At 40.2% G+C, this 22,054-nt stretch carries 16 protein-coding genes and 17 tRNA genes (1 of these 33 running past the window's edge); 28 read left to right on the forward strand and 5 right to left on the reverse strand.

What is annotated here, in order from left to right; translation table 11 throughout:
- From A6754_RS05450 to A6754_RS05530, 17 genes are all read left to right on the forward strand, one after another.
- Nucleotides 1–36: transfer RNA gene (locus A6754_RS05450), tRNA-Leu, on the forward strand; it begins 49 nt to the left of the window's first position.
- Between the two features lie 10 nt (nt 37–46).
- Nucleotides 47–121: transfer RNA gene (locus tag A6754_RS05455), tRNA-Gly, on the forward strand.
- A 7-nt stretch (nt 122–128) separates the two neighbouring features.
- A tRNA-Leu gene (locus A6754_RS05460) sits at nt 129–217 on the forward strand.
- A gap of 16 nt (nt 218–233) precedes the next feature.
- A tRNA-Arg gene (locus tag A6754_RS05465) sits at nt 234–310 on the forward strand.
- A gap of 7 nt (nt 311–317) precedes the next feature.
- Nucleotides 318–394 (forward strand) — tRNA-Pro (locus A6754_RS05470).
- Between the two features lie 19 nt (nt 395–413).
- Nucleotides 414–489: transfer RNA gene (locus A6754_RS05475), tRNA-Ala, on the forward strand.
- Nucleotides 490–513: 24 nt separating this feature from the next.
- A tRNA-Met gene (locus tag A6754_RS05480) sits at nt 514–590 on the forward strand.
- Between the two features lie 13 nt (nt 591–603).
- Nucleotides 604–680 (forward strand) — tRNA-Ile (locus A6754_RS05485).
- A gap of 12 nt (nt 681–692) precedes the next feature.
- Nucleotides 693–785: transfer RNA gene (locus A6754_RS05490), tRNA-Ser, on the forward strand.
- Nucleotides 786–963: 178 nt separating this feature from the next.
- Nucleotides 964–1,037: transfer RNA gene (locus A6754_RS05495), tRNA-Met, on the forward strand.
- 3 nt (nt 1,038–1,040) lie between these two features.
- Nucleotides 1,041–1,117: transfer RNA gene (locus A6754_RS05500), tRNA-Asp, on the forward strand.
- Between the two features lie 15 nt (nt 1,118–1,132).
- Nucleotides 1,133–1,208 (forward strand) — tRNA-Phe (locus A6754_RS05505).
- A gap of 18 nt (nt 1,209–1,226) precedes the next feature.
- Nucleotides 1,227–1,300: transfer RNA gene (locus A6754_RS05510), tRNA-Gly, on the forward strand.
- Nucleotides 1,301–1,307: 7 nt separating this feature from the next.
- Nucleotides 1,308–1,384: transfer RNA gene (locus A6754_RS05515), tRNA-Ile, on the forward strand.
- Between the two features lie 9 nt (nt 1,385–1,393).
- Nucleotides 1,394–1,468 (forward strand) — tRNA-Asn (locus A6754_RS05520).
- Nucleotides 1,469–1,471: 3 nt separating this feature from the next.
- Nucleotides 1,472–1,562 (forward strand) — tRNA-Ser (locus A6754_RS05525).
- A 4-nt stretch (nt 1,563–1,566) separates the two neighbouring features.
- Nucleotides 1,567–1,638: transfer RNA gene (locus A6754_RS05530), tRNA-Glu, on the forward strand.
- A gap of 68 nt (nt 1,639–1,706) precedes the next feature.
- Here the strand turns inward: A6754_RS05530 and A6754_RS05535 are convergent.
- Nucleotides 1,707–1,904: a hypothetical protein gene (locus A6754_RS05535; protein ID WP_066442875.1), complete on the reverse strand. Its 198-nt coding sequence runs from the start codon at nt 1,902–1,904 to the stop codon at nt 1,707–1,709.
- Nucleotides 1,905–2,156: 252 nt separating this feature from the next.
- Here A6754_RS05535 and glgB point away from each other — a divergent pair, with 252 nt between their 5' ends.
- The 6 genes from glgB (at nt 2,157) to A6754_RS05565 (ending at nt 10,565) form a co-directional block, all read left to right on the forward strand.
- The gene (gene glgB, locus A6754_RS05540) at nt 2,157–4,094 is read left to right on the forward strand and encodes a 1,4-alpha-glucan branching protein GlgB (protein ID WP_066442876.1); all 1,938 of its coding nucleotides are present in this window, start codon (nt 2,157–2,159) and stop codon (nt 4,092–4,094) included.
- Complete coding sequence (locus tag A6754_RS05545) at nt 4,036–5,175, forward strand: glucose-1-phosphate adenylyltransferase (RefSeq protein ID WP_066451397.1); 1,140 nt, start codon at nt 4,036–4,038, stop codon at nt 5,173–5,175. The genes glgB and A6754_RS05545 overlap by 59 nt, the downstream gene beginning before the upstream one ends.
- A 35-nt stretch (nt 5,176–5,210) precedes the next feature.
- Nucleotides 5,211–6,242 (forward strand): GlgC family sugar phosphate nucleotidyltransferase, encoded by a 1,032-nt coding sequence (locus tag A6754_RS05550; RefSeq protein ID WP_156495707.1) that lies wholly within the window; start codon nt 5,211–5,213, stop codon nt 6,240–6,242.
- Entirely contained in the window at nt 6,239–7,690 is a 1,452-nt protein-coding gene (gene glgA / locus A6754_RS05555) for a glycogen synthase GlgA (protein WP_066442877.1), read from the forward strand. Before A6754_RS05550 ends, glgA begins: the two co-directional genes overlap by 4 nt.
- Nucleotides 7,680–10,088, forward strand: a complete 2,409-nt coding sequence (locus tag A6754_RS05560) for a glycogen/starch/alpha-glucan phosphorylase (protein ID WP_066442878.1) — start codon at nt 7,680–7,682, stop codon at nt 10,086–10,088. Before glgA ends, A6754_RS05560 begins: the two co-directional genes overlap by 11 nt.
- A 264-nt stretch (nt 10,089–10,352) precedes the next feature.
- Entirely contained in the window at nt 10,353–10,565 is a 213-nt protein-coding gene (locus A6754_RS05565; protein ID WP_066442879.1) for a hypothetical protein, read from the forward strand.
- 59 nt (nt 10,566–10,624) lie between these two features.
- Here A6754_RS05565 and A6754_RS05570 read toward each other — a convergent pair whose 3' ends face one another.
- The gene (locus A6754_RS05570) at nt 10,625–11,383 is read right to left on the reverse strand and encodes a TraR/DksA C4-type zinc finger protein (protein ID WP_066442880.1); all 759 of its coding nucleotides are present in this window, start codon (nt 11,381–11,383) and stop codon (nt 10,625–10,627) included.
- 196 nt (nt 11,384–11,579) lie between these two features.
- Complete coding sequence (locus tag A6754_RS05575; protein ID WP_066442881.1) at nt 11,580–12,512, reverse strand: 1,4-dihydroxy-2-naphthoate polyprenyltransferase; 933 nt, start codon at nt 12,510–12,512, stop codon at nt 11,580–11,582.
- 394 nt (nt 12,513–12,906) lie between these two features.
- Between A6754_RS05575 and A6754_RS05580 the strand changes: the two genes are divergently transcribed.
- From A6754_RS05580 to A6754_RS05600, 5 genes are all read left to right on the forward strand, one after another.
- Nucleotides 12,907–14,313, forward strand: coding sequence for an isochorismate synthase (locus tag A6754_RS05580; RefSeq protein ID WP_066442882.1), 1,407 nt, complete (start codon nt 12,907–12,909; stop codon nt 14,311–14,313).
- A complete protein-coding gene (gene menD, locus A6754_RS05585; protein ID WP_066442883.1) occupies nt 14,310–16,064 on the forward strand; it encodes a 2-succinyl-5-enolpyruvyl-6-hydroxy-3-cyclohexene-1-carboxylic-acid synthase in 1,755 nt (584 codons plus the stop codon). The genes A6754_RS05580 and menD overlap by 4 nt, the downstream gene beginning before the upstream one ends.
- Complete coding sequence (gene menH / locus A6754_RS05590) at nt 16,061–16,879, forward strand: 2-succinyl-6-hydroxy-2,4-cyclohexadiene-1-carboxylate synthase (RefSeq protein ID WP_066442884.1); 819 nt, start codon at nt 16,061–16,063, stop codon at nt 16,877–16,879. Before menD ends, menH begins: the two co-directional genes overlap by 4 nt.
- 75 nt (nt 16,880–16,954) lie before the next feature.
- Entirely contained in the window at nt 16,955–17,776 is an 822-nt protein-coding gene (menB, locus tag A6754_RS05595) for a 1,4-dihydroxy-2-naphthoyl-CoA synthase (RefSeq protein WP_066442885.1), read from the forward strand.
- A 92-nt stretch (nt 17,777–17,868) separates the two neighbouring features.
- On the forward strand, nt 17,869–19,350 hold the full coding sequence (locus A6754_RS05600) for an o-succinylbenzoate--CoA ligase (protein ID WP_066442886.1): 1,482 nt from the start codon (nt 17,869–17,871) through the stop codon (nt 19,348–19,350).
- A 465-nt stretch (nt 19,351–19,815) separates the two neighbouring features.
- Here the strand turns inward: A6754_RS05600 and A6754_RS05605 are convergent, their stop codons facing one another.
- The gene (locus tag A6754_RS05605; RefSeq protein ID WP_066442887.1) at nt 19,816–20,457 is read right to left on the reverse strand and encodes a pentapeptide repeat-containing protein; all 642 of its coding nucleotides are present in this window, start codon (nt 20,455–20,457) and stop codon (nt 19,816–19,818) included.
- A 468-nt stretch (nt 20,458–20,925) separates the two neighbouring features.
- The gene (locus A6754_RS05610) at nt 20,926–21,921 is read right to left on the reverse strand and encodes a metal ABC transporter solute-binding protein, Zn/Mn family (protein ID WP_066442888.1); all 996 of its coding nucleotides are present in this window, start codon (nt 21,919–21,921) and stop codon (nt 20,926–20,928) included.
- Nucleotides 21,922–22,054: the final 133 nt, after the last annotated feature.

A 22,054-nucleotide genomic window follows, 5' to 3' on the forward strand; every position in this document is an offset into this window, starting at 1 on the left:
CAAGGCGTGGGGGTTCGACTCCCTTCACCCGCACCATTTATAAATTGCGGAAGTAGTTCAGTGGTAGAACACCACCTTGCCAAGGTGGGGGTCGCGGGTTCGAATCCCGTCTTCCGCTCCAAGTTTTTGCCGGGGTGGCGGAACTGGCAGACGCACAGGACTTAAAATCCTGCGGTAGGTGACTACCGTACCGGTTCGATTCCGGTCCTCGGCACCAGTAAACATTTTAATATGCGCCCGTAGCTCAATTGGATAGAGCGTCTGACTACGGATCAGAAGGTTATGGGTTCGACTCCTTTCGGGCGCGCCATATATTTCGGGGAGTAGCTCAGCTTGGTAGAGCACTTGGTTTGGGACCAAGGGGTCGCAGGTTCGAATCCTGTCTTCCCGACCATTCATTTAAATACCCATATGGGGCCTTAGCTCAGCTGGGAGAGCGCCTGCCTTGCACGCAGGAGGTCAGCGGTTCGATCCCGCTAGGCTCCACCATAAATTATCCTTTATATTTATTTTGGCGGTGTAGCTCAGCTGGCTAGAGCGTACGGTTCATACCCGTGAGGTCGGGGGTTCGATCCCCTCCGCCGCTACCAAAATAATATAAATGGACCTTTAGCTCAGCTGGTTAGAGCAGACGGCTCATAACCGTCCGGTCGTAGGTTCGAGTCCTACAAGGTCCACCATTTTCGAAATGCGGAGGAATACCCAAGTCCGGCTGAAGGGATCGGTCTTGAAAACCGACAGGCGGGTTAAACCGCGCGGGGGTTCGAATCCCTCTTCCTCCGCCATGATTTTATATATGGCAAAACAATGAATATTATTATCGCGGGGTGGAGCAACGAGCAAAACATCGTTGAATTCACTGCGAGTTGTACCGATTGAGCTGCTTCTTGAAATCACTTCCTGAAATCGGGACAGTCATTTGGTAACAAAGAGCATAAGCAATGCTTGTGCAAATAACATTATCGCGGGGTGGAGCAGTCCGGTAGCTCGTCGGGCTCATAACCCGAAGGTCACAGGTTCAAATCCTGTCCCCGCAATCTGGTCCGGTAGTTCAGTTGGTTAGAATGCCTGCCTGTCACGCAGGAGGTCGCGGGTTCGAGTCCCGTCCGGACCGCCATTTTAAATATAGTATGGCTCAGTAGCTCAGTCGGTAGAGCAAAGGACTGAAAATCCTTGTGTCGGCGGTTCGATTCCGTCCTGAGCCACCATTTTAATATAAAAAATATGCGGGTGTAGTTTAGTGGTAAAACCTCAGCCTTCCAAGCTGATGATGAGGGTTCGATTCCCTTCACCCGCTCCAATTTTATGGGCCTATAGCTCAGCTGGTTAGAGCGCACGCCTGATAAGCGTGAGGTCGATGGTTCGAGTCCATTTAGGCCCACCATACAATTGTTCCGCAGTAGCTCAGTGGTAGAGCATTCGGCTGTTAACCGAACGGTCGTAGGTTCGAGTCCTACCTGCGGAGCCATATGGGGAAGTACTCAAGAGGCTGAAGAGGCGCCCCTGCTAAGGGTGTAGGTCGCGTAAGCGGCGCGAGGGTTCAAATCCCTCCTTCTCCGCCATATTGGCCCCTTGGTCAAGCGGTTAAGACACCGCCCTTTCACGGCGGTAACACGGGTTCGAATCCCGTAGGGGTCATTATACTAAAAAAGCTGTCAACTTAAGTTGACAGCTTTTTTGTGCTTAAAGAAAGTGCAAATAAGGAGTTAATCCATATTTTCTTCTTTTCTTACTAGTTTTTGTCCCGGATTATTTAAATCAATCTCCGACGTCACGCCTGTATAAGGCCCCCTAAACATATCTCCGGTCGCCATAATTTTTCCATCTGGTGCATCAAAAATAGGGATTTTGGTTTGATTTTTATTTGCTTCGTTTAAAAGATACTCTTCTTCCTGATTGCTCATCAACGGTCACGCTCCTTTCAATCTCTTCTATTTATTATGCAATGAACATAAAAAATTATCCTTAAAGAACTTCACCTCTAAAAGATCTGACTATTTTTAAGAGATTTGGATGCAATATAATGAAAGCTGGCGAAATATGCATAAAATTGTCAAAAGATTATGATAGATAAATGCAAGGGATTTGGCATTTCTTATCGAATACCTCTTTTATAAGGAGTACGTGAAATAGAACCAGCAGAGGTGATAAAAAGCATGGATACAGTATTTCCTACTGATTACGAACTACATTTGTTTCATGAAGGTACATTGTTTGAAGCCTATAAGCTTTTTGGTTCGCATCTGCTACAGAGTGAGGAGGGAGTTCAGACTAGATTCTGCGTGTGGGCACCGAATGCCGCAGAAGTTAGAATCGCAGGGGATTTTAATAACTGGAATGGAGAGGCGCACCCGCTGCAAAAAGTAAATCAGGAAGGTGTCTGGTTTACTGTTATTCAGATGAACTTGGAAGGTCAGCTTTACAAGTATGAAATTGTCACAAAGGAAGGAAAGGTACTATTAAAATCCGATCCGTATGCTTTTTTTTCTGAGCTGCGGCCACGGACTGCTTCCATTGTATACGGGTTAGATGAATATGAATGGAATGATGTGAAATGGCTTCAGAAAAGAGAAAAGAGCCATTCTTTAGCAAAGCCGATGGTCATTTATGAAGTCCATTTAGGAACTTGGAAAAAGAAAAATGGAAAATATTTAAGTTATCAGGAATTAGCAGCAGAACTCATACCATATATTAAAGAACACGGTTTTACTCATCTTGAAATATTGCCTCTTGTTGAGCATCCGCTCGATATTTCCTGGGGGTATCAGGGTACAGGTTATTTTTCGGCAACTAGCAGATATGGATCTCCTAAAGATTTAATGTATTTCATTGATCAATGTCATCAGCATGAAATCGGAGTCATACTGGATTGGGTTCCAGGTCATTTTTGTAAAGACGCACATGGACTATATGCCTTTGATGGTGACAATGTATATGAATATGAAACGGAAGCCGATCGTGAGAATCCTGTTTGGGGAACAGCAAATTTTAATCTTGCTAAAAATGAAGTTCAAAGTTTTTTGATTTCTAATGCTATTTTTTGGCTTGAAAAATATCATATTGACGGATTCCGCGTAGATGCTGTGTCCAATATAATCTATTGGCCGAATCGCCAGAGCACGGAGGAAAATCCATTTGGAACAGCATTTTTGCGTAAACTGAATGAACAGGTAACACTATATGACCCGAGTGTGCTGATGATTGCAGAAGATTCAACTGACTGGCCGCAAGTAACCGCTCCAGTTCATTATGGCGGGTTAGGATTCAGTTATAAGTGGAATATGGGCTGGATGAATGATGTTCTTTCTTACATGGAAACTCATGCAGCAGATCGAAAACATGAGCATGGAAAAATGACCTTTTCGCTTATGTACGCTTTCTCGGAGAATTTCATATTACCTTTTTCACATGATGAGGTCGTGCATGGGAAAAAGTCATTGTTAGATAAAATGCCGGGAAACTATTGGCAGAAGTTTGCCCAGATGCGGCTCCTTTTGGCTTTTATGTTTGCTCATCCTGGAAAAAAACTTCTTTTTATGGGATTTGAGCTAGGGATGTTTTCTGAGTGGAAAGATCAGGATCAGCTGGATTGGCACTTACTGAAATATGATATGCATAAAAAAATGAATGGATATGTCAAAGAGCTTATTAAGTTATACAAGAGATCAAAGCAGCTTTATGAGGTTGAACAGCGTCATGAAGGCTTTGAATGGATTGATGCAGATAATAAGGAGCAGTCGATTTTTTCTTTTATCAGAAGAGGGGACGATCCAGAGGAGTTTTATGTAGTTGTTTGCAATTTTACAGATCGCTCTTATGCTGACTATCAGATTGGTGTGCCATACGAGGGTGAATACCGGGAGATATTTAATAGTGATTTGGAGGTGTTCGGAGGAACAAACCAAATCAATAAGAAATTGCTGAGATCAATGGAAATCCCTTTTCACGGTAAACAATGGTGTATTCAAATGACCATCCCTCCTTTTGGAGCTTCAATTTTAAGACATGTAAAAAAAAGAAAGGGGAGAAAAGGAAATGGGAAAGAAAAACTGCGTAGCCATGCTGTTAGCAGGGGGACAGGGAAGCAGGCTTAATTCTTTAACAAAAAACTTAGCTAAGCCAGCTGTCCCTTTTGGAGGAAAGTATCGTATCATTGATTTTGCTTTAAGCAACTGTACAAATTCAGGCATTGATACAGTTGGTGTTTTGACACAGTATCAGCCTCTTGTTCTGAATTCATACATTGGCATAGGCAGTGCATGGGATCTGGACAGAAAAGATGGCGGTGTAACCGTGCTGCCGCCATACAGCGCATCTTCAGAGGTAAAGTGGTATACAGGAACAGCAAGCGCCATTTATCAAAATTTAAACTACTTAGAACAATACGATCCAGAATATGTACTCATTTTATCTGGTGATCACATTTATAAGATGGACTATGATCTTATGCTTGAATACCATAAAAACAAAGGAGCAGATGCCACTATATCCGTTATTGAAGTGCCATGGCATGAAGCTTCCCGATTTGGCATTATGAACACGAATGATGAATTGAACATTATTGAGTTTGATGAGAAGCCGGCAAATCCAAAGAACAATCTTGCATCCATGGGCATCTATATTTTTAACTGGAGTGTTTTAAAAAGGCTATTAAGAGAAGATGATTTAAATCATACTTCCAGCCATGACTTTGGCAAAGATATCATTCCGCAAATGCTTAAAGATGAATGTAAGTTATTTGCCTATCCTTTTAAAGGATATTGGAAGGATGTTGGAACTGTCGAAAGCCTATGGGAGGCAAATATGGATCTGCTGGAAGAAAATAGCGAGTTAAGTCTTTTTGATTATGACTGGAGGATTTATTCTGTAAATTCAAATCATCCACCCCAATATATTTCACCAGATGCTGCCGTGTCTCAGTCTTTAATCAATGAAGGCTGTATAATTGAAGGCGATATTCATAAGTCGGTTCTCTTTCAAGGAGTTACCGTAGGCAATGGAACGGTAATTAGGGAATCTGTTGTGATGCCGGGGGCTGTTGTAGGCAAGAATGTCTTAATAGAAAAAGCGATTGTTCCGCCTGACATTAATATACCTGATGGAACTGTCATCAGATCCCTAGACGGCAAAATTGTTTTAGTAACAGAGGATATGCTTGAATTGCTTGCAAACTAATCAAAACAGGCTGATAAAAAGAAGGAGGGATACATGTGAATAATATGTTGCTTGGCGTTATCGACGCTACGACCTACCATGATGGGCTTAAGGAGCTGTTCCTTCACCGCTCTTTAGCTGCGATACCCTTTGCGGGACGTTACAGGTTAATTGACTTCATTCTTTCCAATATGGTGAACTCAGGAATTGTCAGTGTAGCCATATTCCCCAAATACCAATATCGTTCTTTAATGGACCATCTGGGATCAGGAAAGAACTGGGACTTAAATCGTAAACGGGATGGCCTTTTCTTTTTTCCTTCCCCTAATTTAGACAGCCCTCATAAAGGCATTGGCTCATTTAACCACTTTGCAGCCAATATGGATTATTTTTATAGAAGCAGACAGGAATATGCACTTATTTCTAACTGCTTTACTGTCTTTAATATGGATTTTCAACCAGTTCTTGATCGCCATATCAATACTGGCTGTGACATCACAGTTATTTGTAAAGAAGAGCAATCATTAGAAATGTTCTTAGTGAAAAAATCCCTTTTAATTGAGCTGATAAGTACAAGAGATGAAACAGGATACACATGCATGTGTGACGTTGTAGCTGATCAAGATTATAATAACTATACACTTTGTACGTATGAGTATACAGGTTCTTATGTTGCTATTGATTCAATTGAAACGTATTTCCAGGCAAATATGAAGCTTTTGCAGGCTCAAACATGGAAAGACCTCTTTTTAAAAGATCAGCCTATTTATACAAAGGTCAAGGATGAACCGCCAACCCGTTACTTAACAGGAAGCTCTGTTCGCAATTCAATCATTGCGAACGGATGCCGGATTGAAGGAACGGTAGAAAATAGCATTATATCCCGCGGTGTTGTCATTGGTAAAGGAACCGTGGTGAGAAACAGTATTATTATGCAAAAATGTGAGATTGAAGAAAATTGTGTATTAGAGTCCGCAATTTTAGATAAAGATGTAAAGGTACAACCAAATACCAGCCTAATTGGAACAGAAGAAAATCCATTCGTAGTTCGCAAAGGCACGGTACAAGGAGCGCTGATGAATTCGTGAACGTATTATTTGTCGTGTCAGAGTGTGTGCCTTTTGTAAAATCTGGAGGTTTAGCTGATGTTGCTGGCTCACTGCCTAATGAATTAATAAAGCAAGGAACAGATGTAAGAGTAATTCTTCCGAAATATGGAACAATCCATCAGCAGTATAAAAAAGAGATGAATCCTGTAAAGCAGTTCGATGTGAAAGTCGGCTGGAGAAAACAATATTGTGGCATTGAACAGTTAGTGTTTAAGAATATCACCTATTATTTTGTTGATAACGAGTATTATTTTAATAGAGAAAATCTATATGGATATGATGACGATGGAGAACGGTTTGCTTACTTCAATCAAGCTGTGCTTGAAAGTCTGGGGCATATTGACTTTCTTCCGGATATTATCCATTGTCATGACTGGCATACTGCGATGATTCCCTATTTATTGAGAATAAAGTATCAGCATAGACAGGGGTATCAGCATATTAAGTCGGTATTCACCATTCATAATCTGCAATTTCAAGGGATCTTCGCTAAAGAGGCTGCTGGAGATTTATTTGAACTGGATTATAAGCATTTTAATAGTAAAGAATTAGAGTTTTACGGAGCTATGAATTTTATGAAGGGCGGATTAGTGGCTGCAGATTCCATTACAACAGTAAGTGAAGCTTATAAGGAAGAGATTCAAAGTGAATATTATGGAGAAAAGCTGCATGGTCTGCTAAAGCAAAGAGCCAATCATTTAGAAGGCATTCTAAATGGAATTGATGATGAATTTTATAACCCTGCATCAGATCCTGCATTAAAGCAATCTTTTCATGTAAGTAATAGACGTGGGAAGAAAGAAAATAAGCTGGATCTTCAGCAGAAATTTGGATTGGAAGAAGATATTGAGATCCCTATTATTGCGATGGTTACCAGATTAACGAAGCAAAAAGGTCTTGATTTAATTACATGTATTTTTCATGAATTAATGCAGGAGGATATTCAGTTTATATTGCTGGGCACAGGCGATGAGCCATTTGAGCAATTTTTCCGGGCTATGGAGCAGAAATATCCGCAAAAATGCAAAGCCTATATTGGTTTTGATGAGAGTATTGCTCACCGGATCTATGCTGGTGCAGATTTATTTCTTATGCCATCTCAATTTGAACCATGCGGACTTGGCCAAATGATTGCGATGCGATACGGAGCAGTTCCAATTGTCCGCGAAACTGGAGGATTAAAAGATACGGTTCTTTCATATGACCCAGAAACGAGAAAAGGGAACGGCTTTACGTTTACCAATTTTAATGCTCATGATATGCTCTATACGATTCGAAGGGCTTTGGACTTTTTTCAGAATGAAAATGATATGGACCAAGTGATGACCAATGCGATGAAGAAGGATTTTAGCTGGGCGCAGTCTGCTTTTCAATATAATAGATTGTACGCAAGTCTTATTACTAGGAGTGAAACTCATGTTTTCTGATAAGGATGCATTTAAGGAAGCTTTTCTAAAAAAGCTTGAGATGACTTGCGGTAAAAGTTTTGGAGAAAGCACTGAAAAAGACCGGTATTTTGCTTTAGGGCAGCTTGTTCGAGAACATATCAGTACAGAATGGATCAACACCAATGAACGATATCGTATTGATAAGGAAAAACAAGTGTATTATCTCTCGATTGAGTTCCTGCTTGGCCGACTGCTTCGGCAAAACTTAATGAACTTAGGCATTGAGAACGTAGTAGAAGAAGGGTTACATGATTTAGGGATCGATTTTAAGAATCTTGAGGAGATAGAGGTAGATGCCGGTTTAGGCAATGGTGGACTTGGGCGTCTGGCCGCTTGCTTCCTTGATTCGCTTGCATCCTTAAATTTGGCAGGTCATGGCTTTGGTATTCGCTATAAGCATGGCCTGTTTGAGCAGAAGATTGTCGATGGATATCAAGTAGAATTGCCGGAGCAATGGCTTCGCAATGGGCATGTCTGGGAAGTAAGAAAACCAGATTTAGCTATTGAAGTGCCCTTTTGGGGACATGTTGAAAGCTGGACAAAAGAAGACGGTTCTCTCGCTTTTCGGCACTTGAACTCGGAACTTATTACTGCTGTCCCTTATGATATGCCTGTTGCAGGCTATCAAACTGATACTATTAACACGTTAAGGTTATGGAGTGCGGAGCCGGCCCCTTATCCTGTAAATAAAGATATATTAAATTACAAACGCGAAACTGAGCAGGTGTCTGAATTCTTGTATCCGGATGATACGCATGATGAAGGAAAAATATTGAGATTAAAGCAGCAGTATTTTCTTGTTTGTGCCAGTTTGAAATCAATTGTTCAAAACTACCGCAGACAGCATAATAATTTAAGAGACTTTCACGAATATGTCAGTATTCATATAAATGACACCCATCCTGTACTGGCAATCCCTGAGCTGATGAGAATTCTGCTCGATGAAGAGGGGATGAGCTGGGAGGAAGCTTGGAATATTACTGTGAATACGATTTCGTATACGAACCATACTACACTAGCAGAAGCATTGGAAAAGTGGCCGATACGTATATTTCAGCCTTTACTGCCAAGGATATACATGATCGTCAATGAAATAAATGAACGCTTTTGTCAGGAACTATGGCAAGAGTACGAAGGAGACTGGACACGTATAGAAAACATGGCCATTATTGCACATGGTCAAGTGAAGATGGCTCATTTAGCCATTTGCGGCAGTCATAGTGTTAATGGCGTTGCAGCTTTGCATACGGAGATACTCAAACTGAGGGAAATGAATCAGTTTTATCAATATTACCCTGATAAATTCAATAACAAGACAAATGGAATTACCCATAGAAGATGGCTGATCAAATCCAATCCGCTGTTAACAAACCTGATAAATGACAGCATCGGAAAGGAGTGGATCAGACAGCCAGAGGAACTTCAAAAGCTGCTTGCTTATGAGAACAACCCAGCTTTTCTGGAACAGCTTTCAGTTATTAAAAAGAAAAACAAAGAGCGTCTGGCCGAAGTGATCAGGAAGCAGGCAGGGCTTCAAATTGATCCTTCATCTATTTTTGATGTTCAAGTAAAAAGGCTTCATGCTTATAAAAGACAGCTTTTAAATATCCTTCACGTCATGTACTTATACAATCAATTGAAAGAGAATAGTAGTTTCAGTATGCCGCCAAGAACCTTTATTTTTGGAGCAAAAGCATCTCCTGGCTACTATTATGCTAAAAAAATCATTAAATTAATAAACTCTGTGGCCGCAAAAGTGAATAATGACCCGCAAACACGAGATCAGCTGAAGGTCGTTTTTCTGGAAAATTATCGAGTATCATTAGCTGAACTGGTATTTCCTGCTGCAGATATTAGTGAGCAGATCTCAACAGCAACAAAAGAAGCTTCTGGCACAGGCAATATGAAATTTATGATGAATGGTGCCATTACTGTTGGAACGCTGGATGGAGCGAATATTGAAATTAAAGAAAAGGCTGGGGAGGAGAATATTTTCATATTTGGCCTTACAGCTGAGGAAGTCTTGAAATACGAACGTCAAGGCGGCTACAATTCAATGGAATATTATCATCACGATAATCGAATTAGCAAGGTATTGGGTCAATTAACAAACGGATTTTTTCCAGATACTGCTGGAGAATTTGAAGCGATCGCGAGCTCCTTATTGATGGAAAATGACCAATATTATGTACTAAGAGACTTTGATGCTTACGCCAAGACCCAGCATAAAGCGGGGGTAGCTTATGCTGATCAGCAGCGCTGGCTAAAAATGAGTTTAAGAAATATTGGGACGTCTGGTTTCTTTTCAAGTGATCGAACAATTAGAGAATATGCAGACGATATATGGGGAATTCATTCATCTCATATTAAGGTATAGAACCGTAAAATACGGCAAATTGTATGTTGCTGAATGTCTTAATATATTCATCACTGATGCGGGAGAGGCAATTTTTTCTTCCGCTTTCTATTTTAATTTTTAGGAAAATAAGGTTATCATCTGTATTTTAACTGGAAACTTTTAGGTAGAATAAAAGGACGAATGCGGACATACCCATGTGATAAGAGGAAGATGAAATTATTACCACTATAAAAATTTATATTTTATGGTAATAATGGATACAAGAGAAAAGGGGGTAGCATTATGTTTGAAATGGAAAAAGGCTCAATGGAAGAGGTACTTCTTCACTTGCAAAATATTGGCCTGCAGTTGAACGAATATGAGAAGAGCAATGCTGTCATTCCTGTGCAAAGCTACAAAGAGTTATTAGAATTTAGTATTAATATTGCTAGAAGGACAAACGATGTAACGGAAACCATTGACGAAATTATTGGCGATCTTGAATCAAGTATATAGAGATAATAAATACAAGCGATACCATTAGGAAGAATGGTATCGCTTTTTTAAATTATTATTTACTCATCTTTTTTGTCATCCACATACCCGTCTGATTGATGATAAGGCACATCGCCAAATGGTGCATCGATATCCTCAGAATCAAGCATTGCTTCATACTCTTCATGCTTTTTGGAAGGATAGATTTTTCGGGATTTCCCCTCCATATCATTGCCTATAAAGGTCTCATAATCCTCAGTAAATCCTTCATCATCATGTCCTTCATTGTATAGAGAGTTATAATCTTCGTAATCCCCTCTTAAATCAGAAGGTGTTTCTGATGTCCCGTATCGAGCAACTTCTTGGAAACTGTCCTCATTATCAACAACTTCTCTGAATTGTTTATGCTGAAAAGTATTTCCGTGAGCGGGCTCCAGTACCTCTTCTTCAACCGGCCGATCCCCTTTAATACTTTGTTCAGGACTGTGTTCTTTACAGTATAGAGTATAAGGAACAACTTCTAGCCTTTCAAAAGGAATCTCGGTACCGCATTCTTTACATTTTCCGTATGTTCCATTTTCAATAGCTTGTAATGCAGCATTAATTTTGTTTACCTGTGAATCATGATGTTCCTCTAAGGCGAAATCTTTTTCTCTTTCGTAGAGCTCAGAACCCATATCAGCAGGATGATTGTCATATAGTGAAAGCTCACCAACTGTTTCGCGGGCATTTACACCCTCTAAACTGCCGTCTTTATTATCCTGGAGCTGGTTTTCGAGTGACTGCTTTTCCTCAAGCAGTGTACTTTTTAATTGGTCTAGTTGTGTATTCGTAAGCAAACAATCCACATCCTCTTTTGAACTTAAATTTCTGGTTCTTTTTATTATGAACGGTACTTGTCCTTTTTATTGTCATATCTTGAAAATACCCTGATTTCAAAAAAGTTAACCATGTTTTAGAATAGAGGATGATCTATTATTGCCTGATTACACAAAAAAAATCCCTTTGCCACATGTGTGCGAAGGGATTGAATTATTATAAAAAGTAACCTAAAAATAAGCCAATTGACAGTAAGAAACCAAAAATGGTATTAGTTTGTGCGGTTGCAACCATAGCTGGCATCATTGTAACAGGAATTGATTTTCCGATAAAGCCTTTTGTGGCTTTAATTGCTTTCGGTGTGCTTAAAACAACAAGAGCAAGCCATGGCGAGCTGACACCCGTAAAAATTAAAATAAACACCCATGCATAAGAAACAATAAACATAACGGCAAGAAGCTTTACAGCTCCCTCTCTGCCAATCAAAATAGCTAAAGTTTTACGGCCAAAAGCCTTATCTCCATCAAAATCGCGGATATTGTTGGCTAACAGAATGGCGCCAACAAGCAGCAGGATTGGGAAAGAGACAAGCACACTTGTTAAAGAAACAGTACCGGTTTGAATGTAGAATGAAATCAGGATAATCATCATCCCCATAAAAAAGCCAGCAAAAAGTTCTCCGAAAGGTGTGTAGGCAATTGGAAGCGGTCCACCCGTATACAAATAACCGACAGCCATGCAGACAAGACCAACAGCAGCGAGCCACCAGCTTGTTTGCATACAAATGTAGACTCCAAGCAGCATGGAAATGCCGTATAAGCTTAAGGCAATCTGCATAATGGTTTTTGGTTTGATTCCATCTCGTACAATCGCTCCGCCAATTCCTACAGATTCTTCCGTATCCAGTCCTCTTTTAAAATCGTAATATTCGTTAAACATATTCGTTGCTGCTTGAATAAGCAAGCTTGCCAGCAGCATGGCAAGAAATAATCCGAAATGTATATCAGTGTCACTGATCGCTAATGCTGTTCCGATTAGGACTGGGACAAACGCTGCAGTTAATGTATGTGGTCTTGTTAACTGCCACCATACTTTCCAGCCTTTTGCCCCATTTGCAGGCTTAAAGCTCGTCTGCACTTCAGGTTGCATGATTACACTCTCCCTTTGTTGTATATATGTGTCAATTGTTAATGAAATATGCCAAATAAAACGATATTATTAACATTACAATCATAAGTTTAGGAAATGTTTGATGGGGTGTCAATGAAATTTTACAAGAAGCAGTGGCGGTAATTCCCAGCAGAAGCAGCCCTGCAAAATCAATGACTAGAGCGTGATCAATTTATTTTCAATTTAATCAACAGAAAACGGCTTTTAAAAAAGCTCTATTAATGGGAATAGTAGAAGTTACGAACTCGTTTTCTTCAATATATATGGTATGATAGATAGGCGAAACATCCTGAATCATTGACATGTCAAGCGATTGAGGTGTATCTTAAAGGAATGAAGAATAGCCGCTAATGCAGCTATTGGAGGGATTTTTTTGGTTACGATTCATGACACGGAACTAAAAGAAGGGATCCATGAAGCGATTGAAAAGGCAAAAGCTTTATCAAAGCCCATTTTAGTGAGCGAAGTAAAAAAAATAAATGAAATAGATCCTTTACTTTTCTTTCATGCCGGACAGGCTCGATATGAAGGAGAACGATTTTTTTGGAAAGAAGATTCCGGCAATGAGGTTTTTGTTGGAATGGGAATATGTGGACAAATTCAGTCGGATCAGGCAGCTGACCGCTTTTTTCTTGTGAAAAAAGAGTGGGAAGCTTTACTGCAAGATATGGTTATTTATAATTCATATTCCAATAAAGGTACAGGTCCACTATTATTCGGAGGCTTTTCCTTCGATCCAAATAAAGAAAAGACAAAGCTGTGGTCCAAATTTTCACATTCTCTTTTCCATCTTCCTTTATTTACGTATAGCATCGTTGATGGTGAAGCCTTTTTAACGACCAATGTTATTTGTACACAGCATGATGATTTATCACTATACAAAAAAATAGAAGCCAACCGTCAGGCCATTTTAACTGATCTGCCATCAGGTCTTCCTGCAAGGTCAAATACCCTTCTAAAAGATGAAGAAATAAATCCGGAAGCTTGGATGGAGACAGTTGAGAGCGTTGTCAATGACATGATGAATGGCCTTTATCAGAAAGTAGTACTTGCACGGGAAGAAAGGCTGGCATTTTCACAGCAGATTTCAATTGAAGATGTACTTGGAAACTTATTATCAAGGCAAAAGAATAGTTTTATTTTTGCGTTTGAAGCAAGCGGCGACTGTTTTATAGGAGCGACACCTGAACGCTTAGTAAAAAAAGAAGGAAAGACTTTGTTTTCTGCATGTCTTGCAGGATCCATCCGCAGAGGAGTTACAGAAGACGAGGATCAAGAGCTGGGCAAAGAATTGCTACAAGATCCCAAAAATACAGTTGAGCACCACTATGTAGTTGAAATGATCACGGCCGCTATGAAGGAAACATGCGAGTCTGTGAGCATACCAGATAAGCCTGTATTAATGAAGCTAAAAGATATACAGCATCTATATACACCTGTAACTGGAACAGCCAAGCATGATACTTCATTACTCTCGCTTGTGGAACGATTGCATCCTACACCCGCGCTTGGCGGTGTCCCAACTGAATCAGCTATTAAAGTGATTCGTGAACGGGAAGAATTGGACCGTGGATTTTATGCCGCCCCAATTGGCTGGTTGGATTATAGAGGGGATGGAGAGTTTGCTGTTGCGTTACGTTCAGGATTAATTCAGGGGGATGAAGCATCCATCTTTGCTGGATGTGGAGTTGTGCAGCATTCCGAACCGCTAAGTGAATATGAGGAAACAAAAATTAAATTCCGGCCAATGCGGTCAGCTCTTGGAGGGATGAAACAATGAATCATCAAGCAGCCTTAACTTCCTATATTGCTGCATTTGTTGCGGAGCTTGTCAAAAATGGGGTTGAAAATGCAGTCGTCAGTCCTGGCTCCCGCTCTACCCCTATGGCGATGGTAATGGCAGAGCATCCAGACTTAAACATCCACATTCATGTGGATGAACGGTCTGCTGCCTTTTTTGCATTAGGACTGGCAAAAGCATCAAAACAGCCTGTTGTGTTACTATGCACTTCTGGAACGGCAGCAGCGAATTACTTCCCGGCAATTGTGGAAGCTTTTTATTCAAGAGTTCCTCTGATCGTGCTGACAGCAGATCGGCCACATGAACTGAGAGATGTTGGGGCACCACAGGCGATTGATCAAATCCGCTTATATGGTCATCATGTCAAATGGTTCGTGGAAATGGCACCGCCTGAAAGTTCAGAGGAAATGATTCGATATGCAAGGACCGTTTGTGCACGTGCTGCTGCAGCTGCGAAAAGAGCACCTTCCGGACCTGTTCATTTGAATTTTCCTTTTAGAGAGCCATTAATTCCTCTCTTAGATCAAGAAGATTTATTTTTATCCCATGAACGTGAGGAGCGATATGTGAAGGTTCAAACAGGTGAGTATACTCTGTCACAAGATGAATTCGCTGAAATCGCCGAAACAATCTCCAAAACTGAGAATGGGATCATAATTTGCGGACCGCTGGAAGAAGAGATGTTTGCCGGAGAAGTGGTGAAGCTTGCTCAAAAGCTGAAGTTCCCTATCCTGGCAGATCCGTTATCCCAACTGCGCAGCGGAAATCATGATGGAGCATTTATCATCGATACATATGATACGATTTTGAAGAATAAAAAGGCACTGCAGGAACTGCAGCCTGAGATTGTCATCCGTTTTGGAGCAATGCCTGTTTCAAAACCTCTGTCCATCTTTTTAAAAGAGCATGCCCATGCACGCCAATTAGTCATTGATGGAGGTGCCGGATGGCGTGATCAGGGACTCGTATCAACAGATATGATTTACTGTCATGAAACACTTTTTTGCTCAGAATTACTTCCACTTTTGAGTGAAAATAAAAATGATACTTACTTTTCTCTTTGGAGATCATTAAATGAAATAACAAGAGAATGCCTGCAGGAAATTAATCAGACTGAATCTTTAAGCGAAGGAAAATTATTTGCACAGCTTTCAAAGCTGCTGCCTAATGGGTCACTTCTATTTGTAGGGAACAGCATGCCAATCAGAGATCTTGATACGTTCTTCCATTTTAATCAGAAGTCGTTTAAGGTTATGGCAAACAGAGGTGCCAATGGAATTGACGGGGTTGTTTCAACCGCTTTAGGTGCGGCTTCCATTACACAGCCTGCATATTTAATTGTCGGAGATCTAACCTTTTTCCATGATCTTAATGGTCTCATTGCCTCTAAGCTATATGATATTAACTTAACTGTTCTACTCATTAATAATAATGGCGGCGGAATCTTTTCTTTCCTTCCTCAATCTGAGCATCCAAAAAACTTTGAGAGGCTCTTTGGTACTCCGCTAGACATTCAATTTGAGCACAGTATTCGCATGTTTGGCGGGCATTATAACCTTATTGAAGATTGGACTCACCTTTCTTCCTCTTTGGCGCGAAGTTTGGAGAATAAGGGCTTGAACGTTCTGGAAATTACGACAAACCGTGACGAAAATGTACAAGAGCATCGAGAATTGACAAATGCTGTTTCCCGGGAAATAAGTCGGTTTTTGGAAGGCGAATACCGATGAATTTTGTTATAGACGGCATTCGCTACCATGTCGATTGCTGGGGAAAAGGAAAACCACTGGTTTTATTGCATGGCTTCACTGGCAATAGTACTGGGTGGCGGGAGCTCCATCCTTTTTGGGCATCTAATAGATCTGTTTTTGCCGTTGATATCATTGGTCATGGTCAGACAGAGTCACCAGATGACGTCAGTTTCTATACGGTTGAAAAGGCAGCAGAGCATCTTAAAGAATTATTTCAGCACTTAAACATTTCAAAGGCAGATGTACTCGGCTATTCAATGGGAGGACGGCTTGCCTTAACCTTTGCTCTGAAACATCAGCATTTGGTGGACCGTCTTATTTTGGAGAGTGCTACCCCTGGCCTTCGTACAGAAGAAGAGAGAATAATCCGCAGAGCAAATGATCTGAAATTAGCTCATATGATTTTGGAGAAAGGCGTTTTTCACTTTGTGGATTATTGGGAGAATATCCCGATGTTTGACAGTCAAAAAGCTCTTCCTATGGATAAGCGGAACCGTATTCGCGAACAGCGACTGCATAACGATCCTAAAGGATTGAGCAACAGCTTGATGGGAATGGGTACAGGCTCTCAGCCGTCTTGGTGGGAGGATTTAGCTAAGCTATCACTTAATGTTCTCCTCATTACCGGAGAATTAGACAAGAAATTTTGCGAAATAGCAGATAGAATGACAGCATCCCTGCCAAATTGCGAGTGGCAGATGGTTAAAAATTGCGGTCATGCAATTCATGTGGAGAAACCTGAAAAATTTGGTACAATAGTAGAGGAGTTTCTCTTTTCGCGCATGAATAAATAGTCGAAAAGCAAAAATAACAGAGGATAAAAGAATGATTTGTCCTTTTATAGCTTTACATTAAAGGAGGCAATAGAAATGTCAGCAGTTGAATGGGTTGCAGGACGCCAATATGAGGAAGTCCTATACGAAACGTATAATGGGATTGCAAAGATTACGATCAATCGCCCACAAGTACATAATGCTTTCACTCCAAGAACGGTAATGGAGCTAATTGATGCATTTGCGTATGCACGTGATGATGAAAATGTTGGTGTTATTATTTTAACAGGTGCTGGAGATAAAGCATTCTGTTCCGGTGGAGACCAGAAAGTTCGCGGTCATGGCGGATATGTCGGTGACGACCAAATTCCACGTCTAAATGTTCTTGACCTGCAGCGCTTAATTCGTGTTATTCCGAAACCAGTTATTGCAATGGTAAAGGGATATGCAATCGGCGGCGGACATGTTCTGCATATTGTTTGTGATTTAACGATTGCAGCAGATAATGCAGTATTTGGTCAAACGGGCCCGAAAGTCGGCAGTTTCGATGCTGGTTATGGTTCCGGTTACCTTGCAAGAATTGTCGGCCACAAAAAAGCGCGCGAAATTTGGTTCTTATGCCGTCAATATAATGCACAGGAAGCAATGGATATGGGACTTGTCAATACAGTCGTTCCACTTGAAAAGGTTGAGGAAGAGACTATTCAGTGGTGTGAGGAAATTCTCGAGAAAAGCCCAACAGCGATCCGTTTCCTAAAAGCAGCATTTAATGCAGATACAGATGGTCTTGCTGGTATTCAGCAATTCGCTGGTGATGCAACGCTTCTTTACTACACAACTGACGAGGCAAAAGAAGGAAGAGATGCGTTTAAAGAAAAACGCAAACCGGACTTTGGTCAATTTCCGCGTTTCCCTTAATGTCAATAAACAAGGCTTGATGGTGAACTCCATCAAGCTTTTTTGTAATATCAGAAGATATAAATGAGCATCGAAGAAAGGAGCGTGCTGGAATGGGAGAGCAGCTCATGGAAAACTTTTTAATTAAGCGTGCTTTCTTAACACCTGATCGCACTGCGATTGAGTTTGAAGGAATGCAATTTTCTTTTAAGGAAGTATATGACCGTGCCGTGGATTTTGCAGGCAGAATGGCAGGACAAGGTATACAAAAGAATGATTTTGCTGCAGTTCTCTTAAAAAACAGTGCAGACAGTGCAATCATTTTATTTGCACTTCAGCTGCTGGGAGTAAAAGCAGTAATCTTAAACAGCCGCCTTACTGCAAGTGAACTTTCCTGGCAGGTTCAAGATTCAGACTCAGCCTATTTAATAACTGAGGATTCATTCATTTCCGCTGCTGAAGAAGTAAAAGAGAGCTGCCCGGCCGTCATTGTATTGCAGAAAGAAAAATTGCATACCCTTCCATATAGTGAAGCACTAATAGTAAGAGAATTGGACTTGAATGATGTTTGTACAGTCATGTATACATCAGGGACAACCGGGAATCCGAAAGGTGTACTGCAAACGTACGGAAATCATTGGTGGAGTGCTGCAGGATCAGCTTTAAACCTTGGTTTGGCTGAAAATGATTCATGGTTATGTACAGTTCCGCTATTTCATATTAGCGGTTATTCTATCTTAATGCGCTCTGTTATTTACGGAATTAACATACATATCTTAGAGCGTTTTCATGCTAGAGAAGTCATTGAAGTTATCGAAAAAAGGAATATAACGGTCATGTCAGTTGTGAGTACGATGCTTACTCAGATACTGGAGGAATTGGGCCAGGAGCGGCTTCCCAAGCATTTTCGCTGCATGCTGCTGGGAGGAGGGCCAGCACCACTAAGTCTTCTTGAAAGCTGTAAGGAAAAATCAATACCTGTTTATCAAACCTATGGAATGACGGAAACTTCATCGCAGGTTGCTACATTATCACCTGAATATAGTCTCACAAAGCTGGGATCGGCAGGAAAACCGCTTTTCCCTGCACAAATGAAAATAATGAATAATGATGAAAAAGAAGCCAGCCCAGGTGAAGCAGGGGAAATTATCGTAAAGGGCTTCAACGTTACGATAGGCTATTTAAACAGAGAGAAGGACACCCAAGAGAAAATTAAAAATGGCTGGCTTGCGACTGGTGATCTTGGCTATATGGATGAGGATGGATTTTTGTTTGTTTTAGATCGGCGTTCGGACCTCATCATTTCTGGCGGGGAGAATGTGTATCCAGCCGAAATAGAAGGTGTCTTAACAGCTCATCCCGAGATAGCTGATGCAGGCGTTATTGCCATGGTAGATAAGCGGTGGGGTCAGGTGCCAATTGCTTTTATCCAAGCCTCCAGCAAAACGTTGACAGAAGAAGATATTAAGACTTATTGCCTTGGGCGTCTGGCAAAATATAAAATCCCAAAGAATATGTACTTTATTGAAGAGATTCCCCGAAATGCGGCTAAAAAGATTTTGAGGAGAGAACTTAGAAAACTAATAGACGCGTAGTGAATTGATGGGGAAATGGAATACTGAAGCTGGGACATAAGTAACTAACATACCTATTGAACCGAATGGTAAGGAAGATCATCTTTCTAATCAATCGGTTTTTTATTTATAATTATAAAATATATTTTATTTCATGAGTGAAATGGAGCGGAGGGCCCTCGACTCCTGCTTGCTCCCCGCGGAAAGCGAGGGTCCGCAGCGCAAAGGAACGGTCTTGATTAAATACCGAAACTAAGATATTGAATATTCGTGTTTTAGAAATATTAATTTCGTTTTGTCCCAGCCTCAAAGAGAATTGCCTAAAAATGATTTATAGAAGAATAATGGAAAAAAGCATGTTAAAAGGGACTCAGGAATTACACCACGCAGATCCTGAGTCCCTTTTCCTGTTAAATAATCATCTCCAGTTGCCCATGAAAAGGTTCCTCTTAAGCTCAGAAAAGCTATCAAGATGATTAACAAGTGCTATTCATATTTAACGAGCATTCCAAAAGCACTCACAAATGAGGCTGCCTGCGTGCTAGTAATGATACAGCCTTTGAGCAATTCTGGCGTAATGACTAATTCATCAAATGTGCTGGTAGTAAGGTCAATCCCATCTAATTCAGTTCCAGTAAAATTAACAGCTTCTAAATCACATTGCTGAAATAGGAGTTGAGATTGCTTCATTTCAAAGAAATCCCCCTGTCTTAATGCAGAATGAAGAAACTTTGTTTGTTTTAAATCTGCAAACCCAAATGAAATATAATTACAATGACAATTTTCAAAGACAACATTTCGTAAAGTGGCATCCGAAAAATTGACACCAGTCAGCTTGCAATCCTTAAATACCGTTCTATGAATCACTGCATTTGATAAGTCCGCATTCGATAAATCACAGCTTTCAAAGATGGCATCTGTAAGGTTTAACTGTGGCAGTTCTTCATCCGTAAATCTTACATTCTGGAATTTAACTTGCTCAAGGGTAAGTCTGTCTGTGTTGAATAATGGAAAATCTGTATGAGAAAAGATGCAAGCATGTATAAAATAATCATCATACTCTAATTCTTTAAATTCAGTAAGTGCAGCAGGCATTTTCGGTGGCTGTATGGAGGCTTGTTTTTTCATGATATTCCTTCTTTCCAATTGATTCTATTATTATAACAAATAATAATCATTGCCCCTTCATACTTCGCTGGAAGTGTTTTAAAGACTTTGCATGTAAGAGTCTTTCAAATGCAGGCGATGAAAGACTTTCTATAAACAAAAAAGATGCCATATTTGGCATCTTTTAAAAGATTATTCGGATAAGAAATGTTCTTCTTTTACAGCAATTGAACTTAAACCGGCCGCAGCAGCAAATGCAATTCCAAGTGTGATAAATGTTGTGATCATTATTAATTCACTCCTGTTATTTGTTGTTACTAGTATCATTCCCGATTTATCAGCGATTAAACAAATTGTTGGATATTGGTTAAAAATTAAACTATTCATCTTTGTATTTTGATTATTAATATTAGCTCTGAAGCATACAAAAACTGCGCCCTGTTGCTAGAAGGAGTCTAGCAACAGGGCGCAGTTCAAGAGTTTGGAGTCCTACTGTAAAGCTTTCTCTAAATGTTTCAGGTTTTCTTTCATAAGTGTAAAATAATCTGATTCATTTTGAATATCTTGATCTGTTAATACAGCTAAATTATGAAGTGTCAAAGCTTCTGCGCCAATTTCTGTGCGAATGATTTCAGTTAATTTAGAGCTGACATTTTGTTCAAAGAAGATGTATTCAAGCTGATGTTCTTTTGCTTCTTCAATGATATTTTGCAGCTGTTTTTGGGATGGTTCATTAGATGTGCTCAGTCCTGAAACGCTAATTTGCTCAATACCATAACGTTCTTCCCAATATCCGTAAGCAGCATGTGAAACAAGAATTTCCTTTTTAGGTGCAGCTTCAATCGCAGTTTTGAATTCTTGATCTAAAGTTTCTAATTCTCTCGTAAGAGTTTCATAGTTTTCTTCAAACACTGCTTTATGTTCAGGCATTTTTTCAATTAGAGCGTTTTTAATAGAATCTGCCAGCTCTTTTGCATATTGTGGATTAAGCCATACATGCGGATCGATGTCACCATGGTTATGACCATCATGTTCTTCATGATCATGACCTTCGTGATCGTGTTCGTGGTCATGTTCCTCATGATCGGTATGATCCCCATGATCCTCTTCTTCATGTTCTTGAGATTGAATGGATACGTTTTCTCCTGCTGAAATGAGTGTAACATCTTCATTTTTAAGTGTATCCTTTGCTTTTTCAACAAAACCTTCAAGACCTAGACCGATGTATACGAAAAGATCAGCATCTGCTAAAGAGATCATATCTTTTTGAGAAGGCTCAAAAGTATGTTCATCTGTTCCTGGCGGATAGATGGATTTTGTCTCTACATAGTCGCCGCCAATTTCTTGCGCAAAAAATTGAAGAGGGTACACCGTTGTATAGATGATGGACTTTCCGTCTTCATTTTCAGCTGTTGTATTATTACTAGCGCAGCCTGATAGGACCAAGCTAAGCAGCAGTATAAGTGTATATATGATTTTTTTCATAAAATATCTTTTCTCCTTTATATAAAACGATCAAACGAATTTTCTCGTAAACTGTGAATCTGTCATGTGCAAAAGGTTTCCTCTTAAGCTAACAGCTCGCTTTACAAAACATGCACCAATCGATCGCTATCGT

This window comes from Cytobacillus gottheilii (genome assembly GCF_001636345.1).
In the GTDB taxonomy this organism is placed as follows: domain Bacteria; phylum Bacillota; class Bacilli; order Bacillales; family Cytobacillaceae; genus Cytobacillus; species Cytobacillus gottheilii.

What these genes read in the sequence shown, in the direction of transcription:
- A6754_RS05535 (WP_066442875.1), bottom strand. Translation starts at nt 1,904, where the DNA reads ATGAGCAATCAGGAAGAAGAGTATCTTTTAAACGAAGCAAATAAAAAT.
- glgB (WP_066442876.1), top strand. Translation starts at nt 2,157, where the DNA reads ATGGATACAGTATTTCCTACTGATTACGAACTACATTTGTTTCATGAA.
- A6754_RS05545 (WP_066451397.1), top strand. Translation starts at nt 4,036, where the DNA reads ATGGGAAAGAAAAACTGCGTAGCCATGCTGTTAGCAGGGGGACAGGGA.
- A6754_RS05560 (WP_066442878.1), top strand. Translation starts at nt 7,680, where the DNA reads ATGTTTTCTGATAAGGATGCATTTAAGGAAGCTTTTCTAAAAAAGCTT.
- A6754_RS05565 (WP_066442879.1), top strand. Translation starts at nt 10,353, where the DNA reads ATGTTTGAAATGGAAAAAGGCTCAATGGAAGAGGTACTTCTTCACTTG.
- A6754_RS05575 (WP_066442881.1), bottom strand. Translation starts at nt 12,512, where the DNA reads ATGCAACCTGAAGTGCAGACGAGCTTTAAGCCTGCAAATGGGGCAAAA.
- menD (WP_066442883.1), top strand. Translation starts at nt 14,310, where the DNA reads ATGAATCATCAAGCAGCCTTAACTTCCTATATTGCTGCATTTGTTGCG.
- menH (WP_066442884.1), top strand. Translation starts at nt 16,061, where the DNA reads ATGAATTTTGTTATAGACGGCATTCGCTACCATGTCGATTGCTGGGGA.
- menB (WP_066442885.1), top strand. Translation starts at nt 16,955, where the DNA reads ATGTCAGCAGTTGAATGGGTTGCAGGACGCCAATATGAGGAAGTCCTA.
- A6754_RS05600 (WP_066442886.1), top strand. Translation starts at nt 17,869, where the DNA reads ATGGGAGAGCAGCTCATGGAAAACTTTTTAATTAAGCGTGCTTTCTTA.
- A6754_RS05605 (WP_066442887.1), bottom strand. Translation starts at nt 20,457, where the DNA reads ATGAAAAAACAAGCCTCCATACAGCCACCGAAAATGCCTGCTGCACTT.
- A6754_RS05610 (WP_066442888.1), bottom strand. Translation starts at nt 21,921, where the DNA reads ATGAAAAAAATCATATATACACTTATACTGCTGCTTAGCTTGGTCCTA.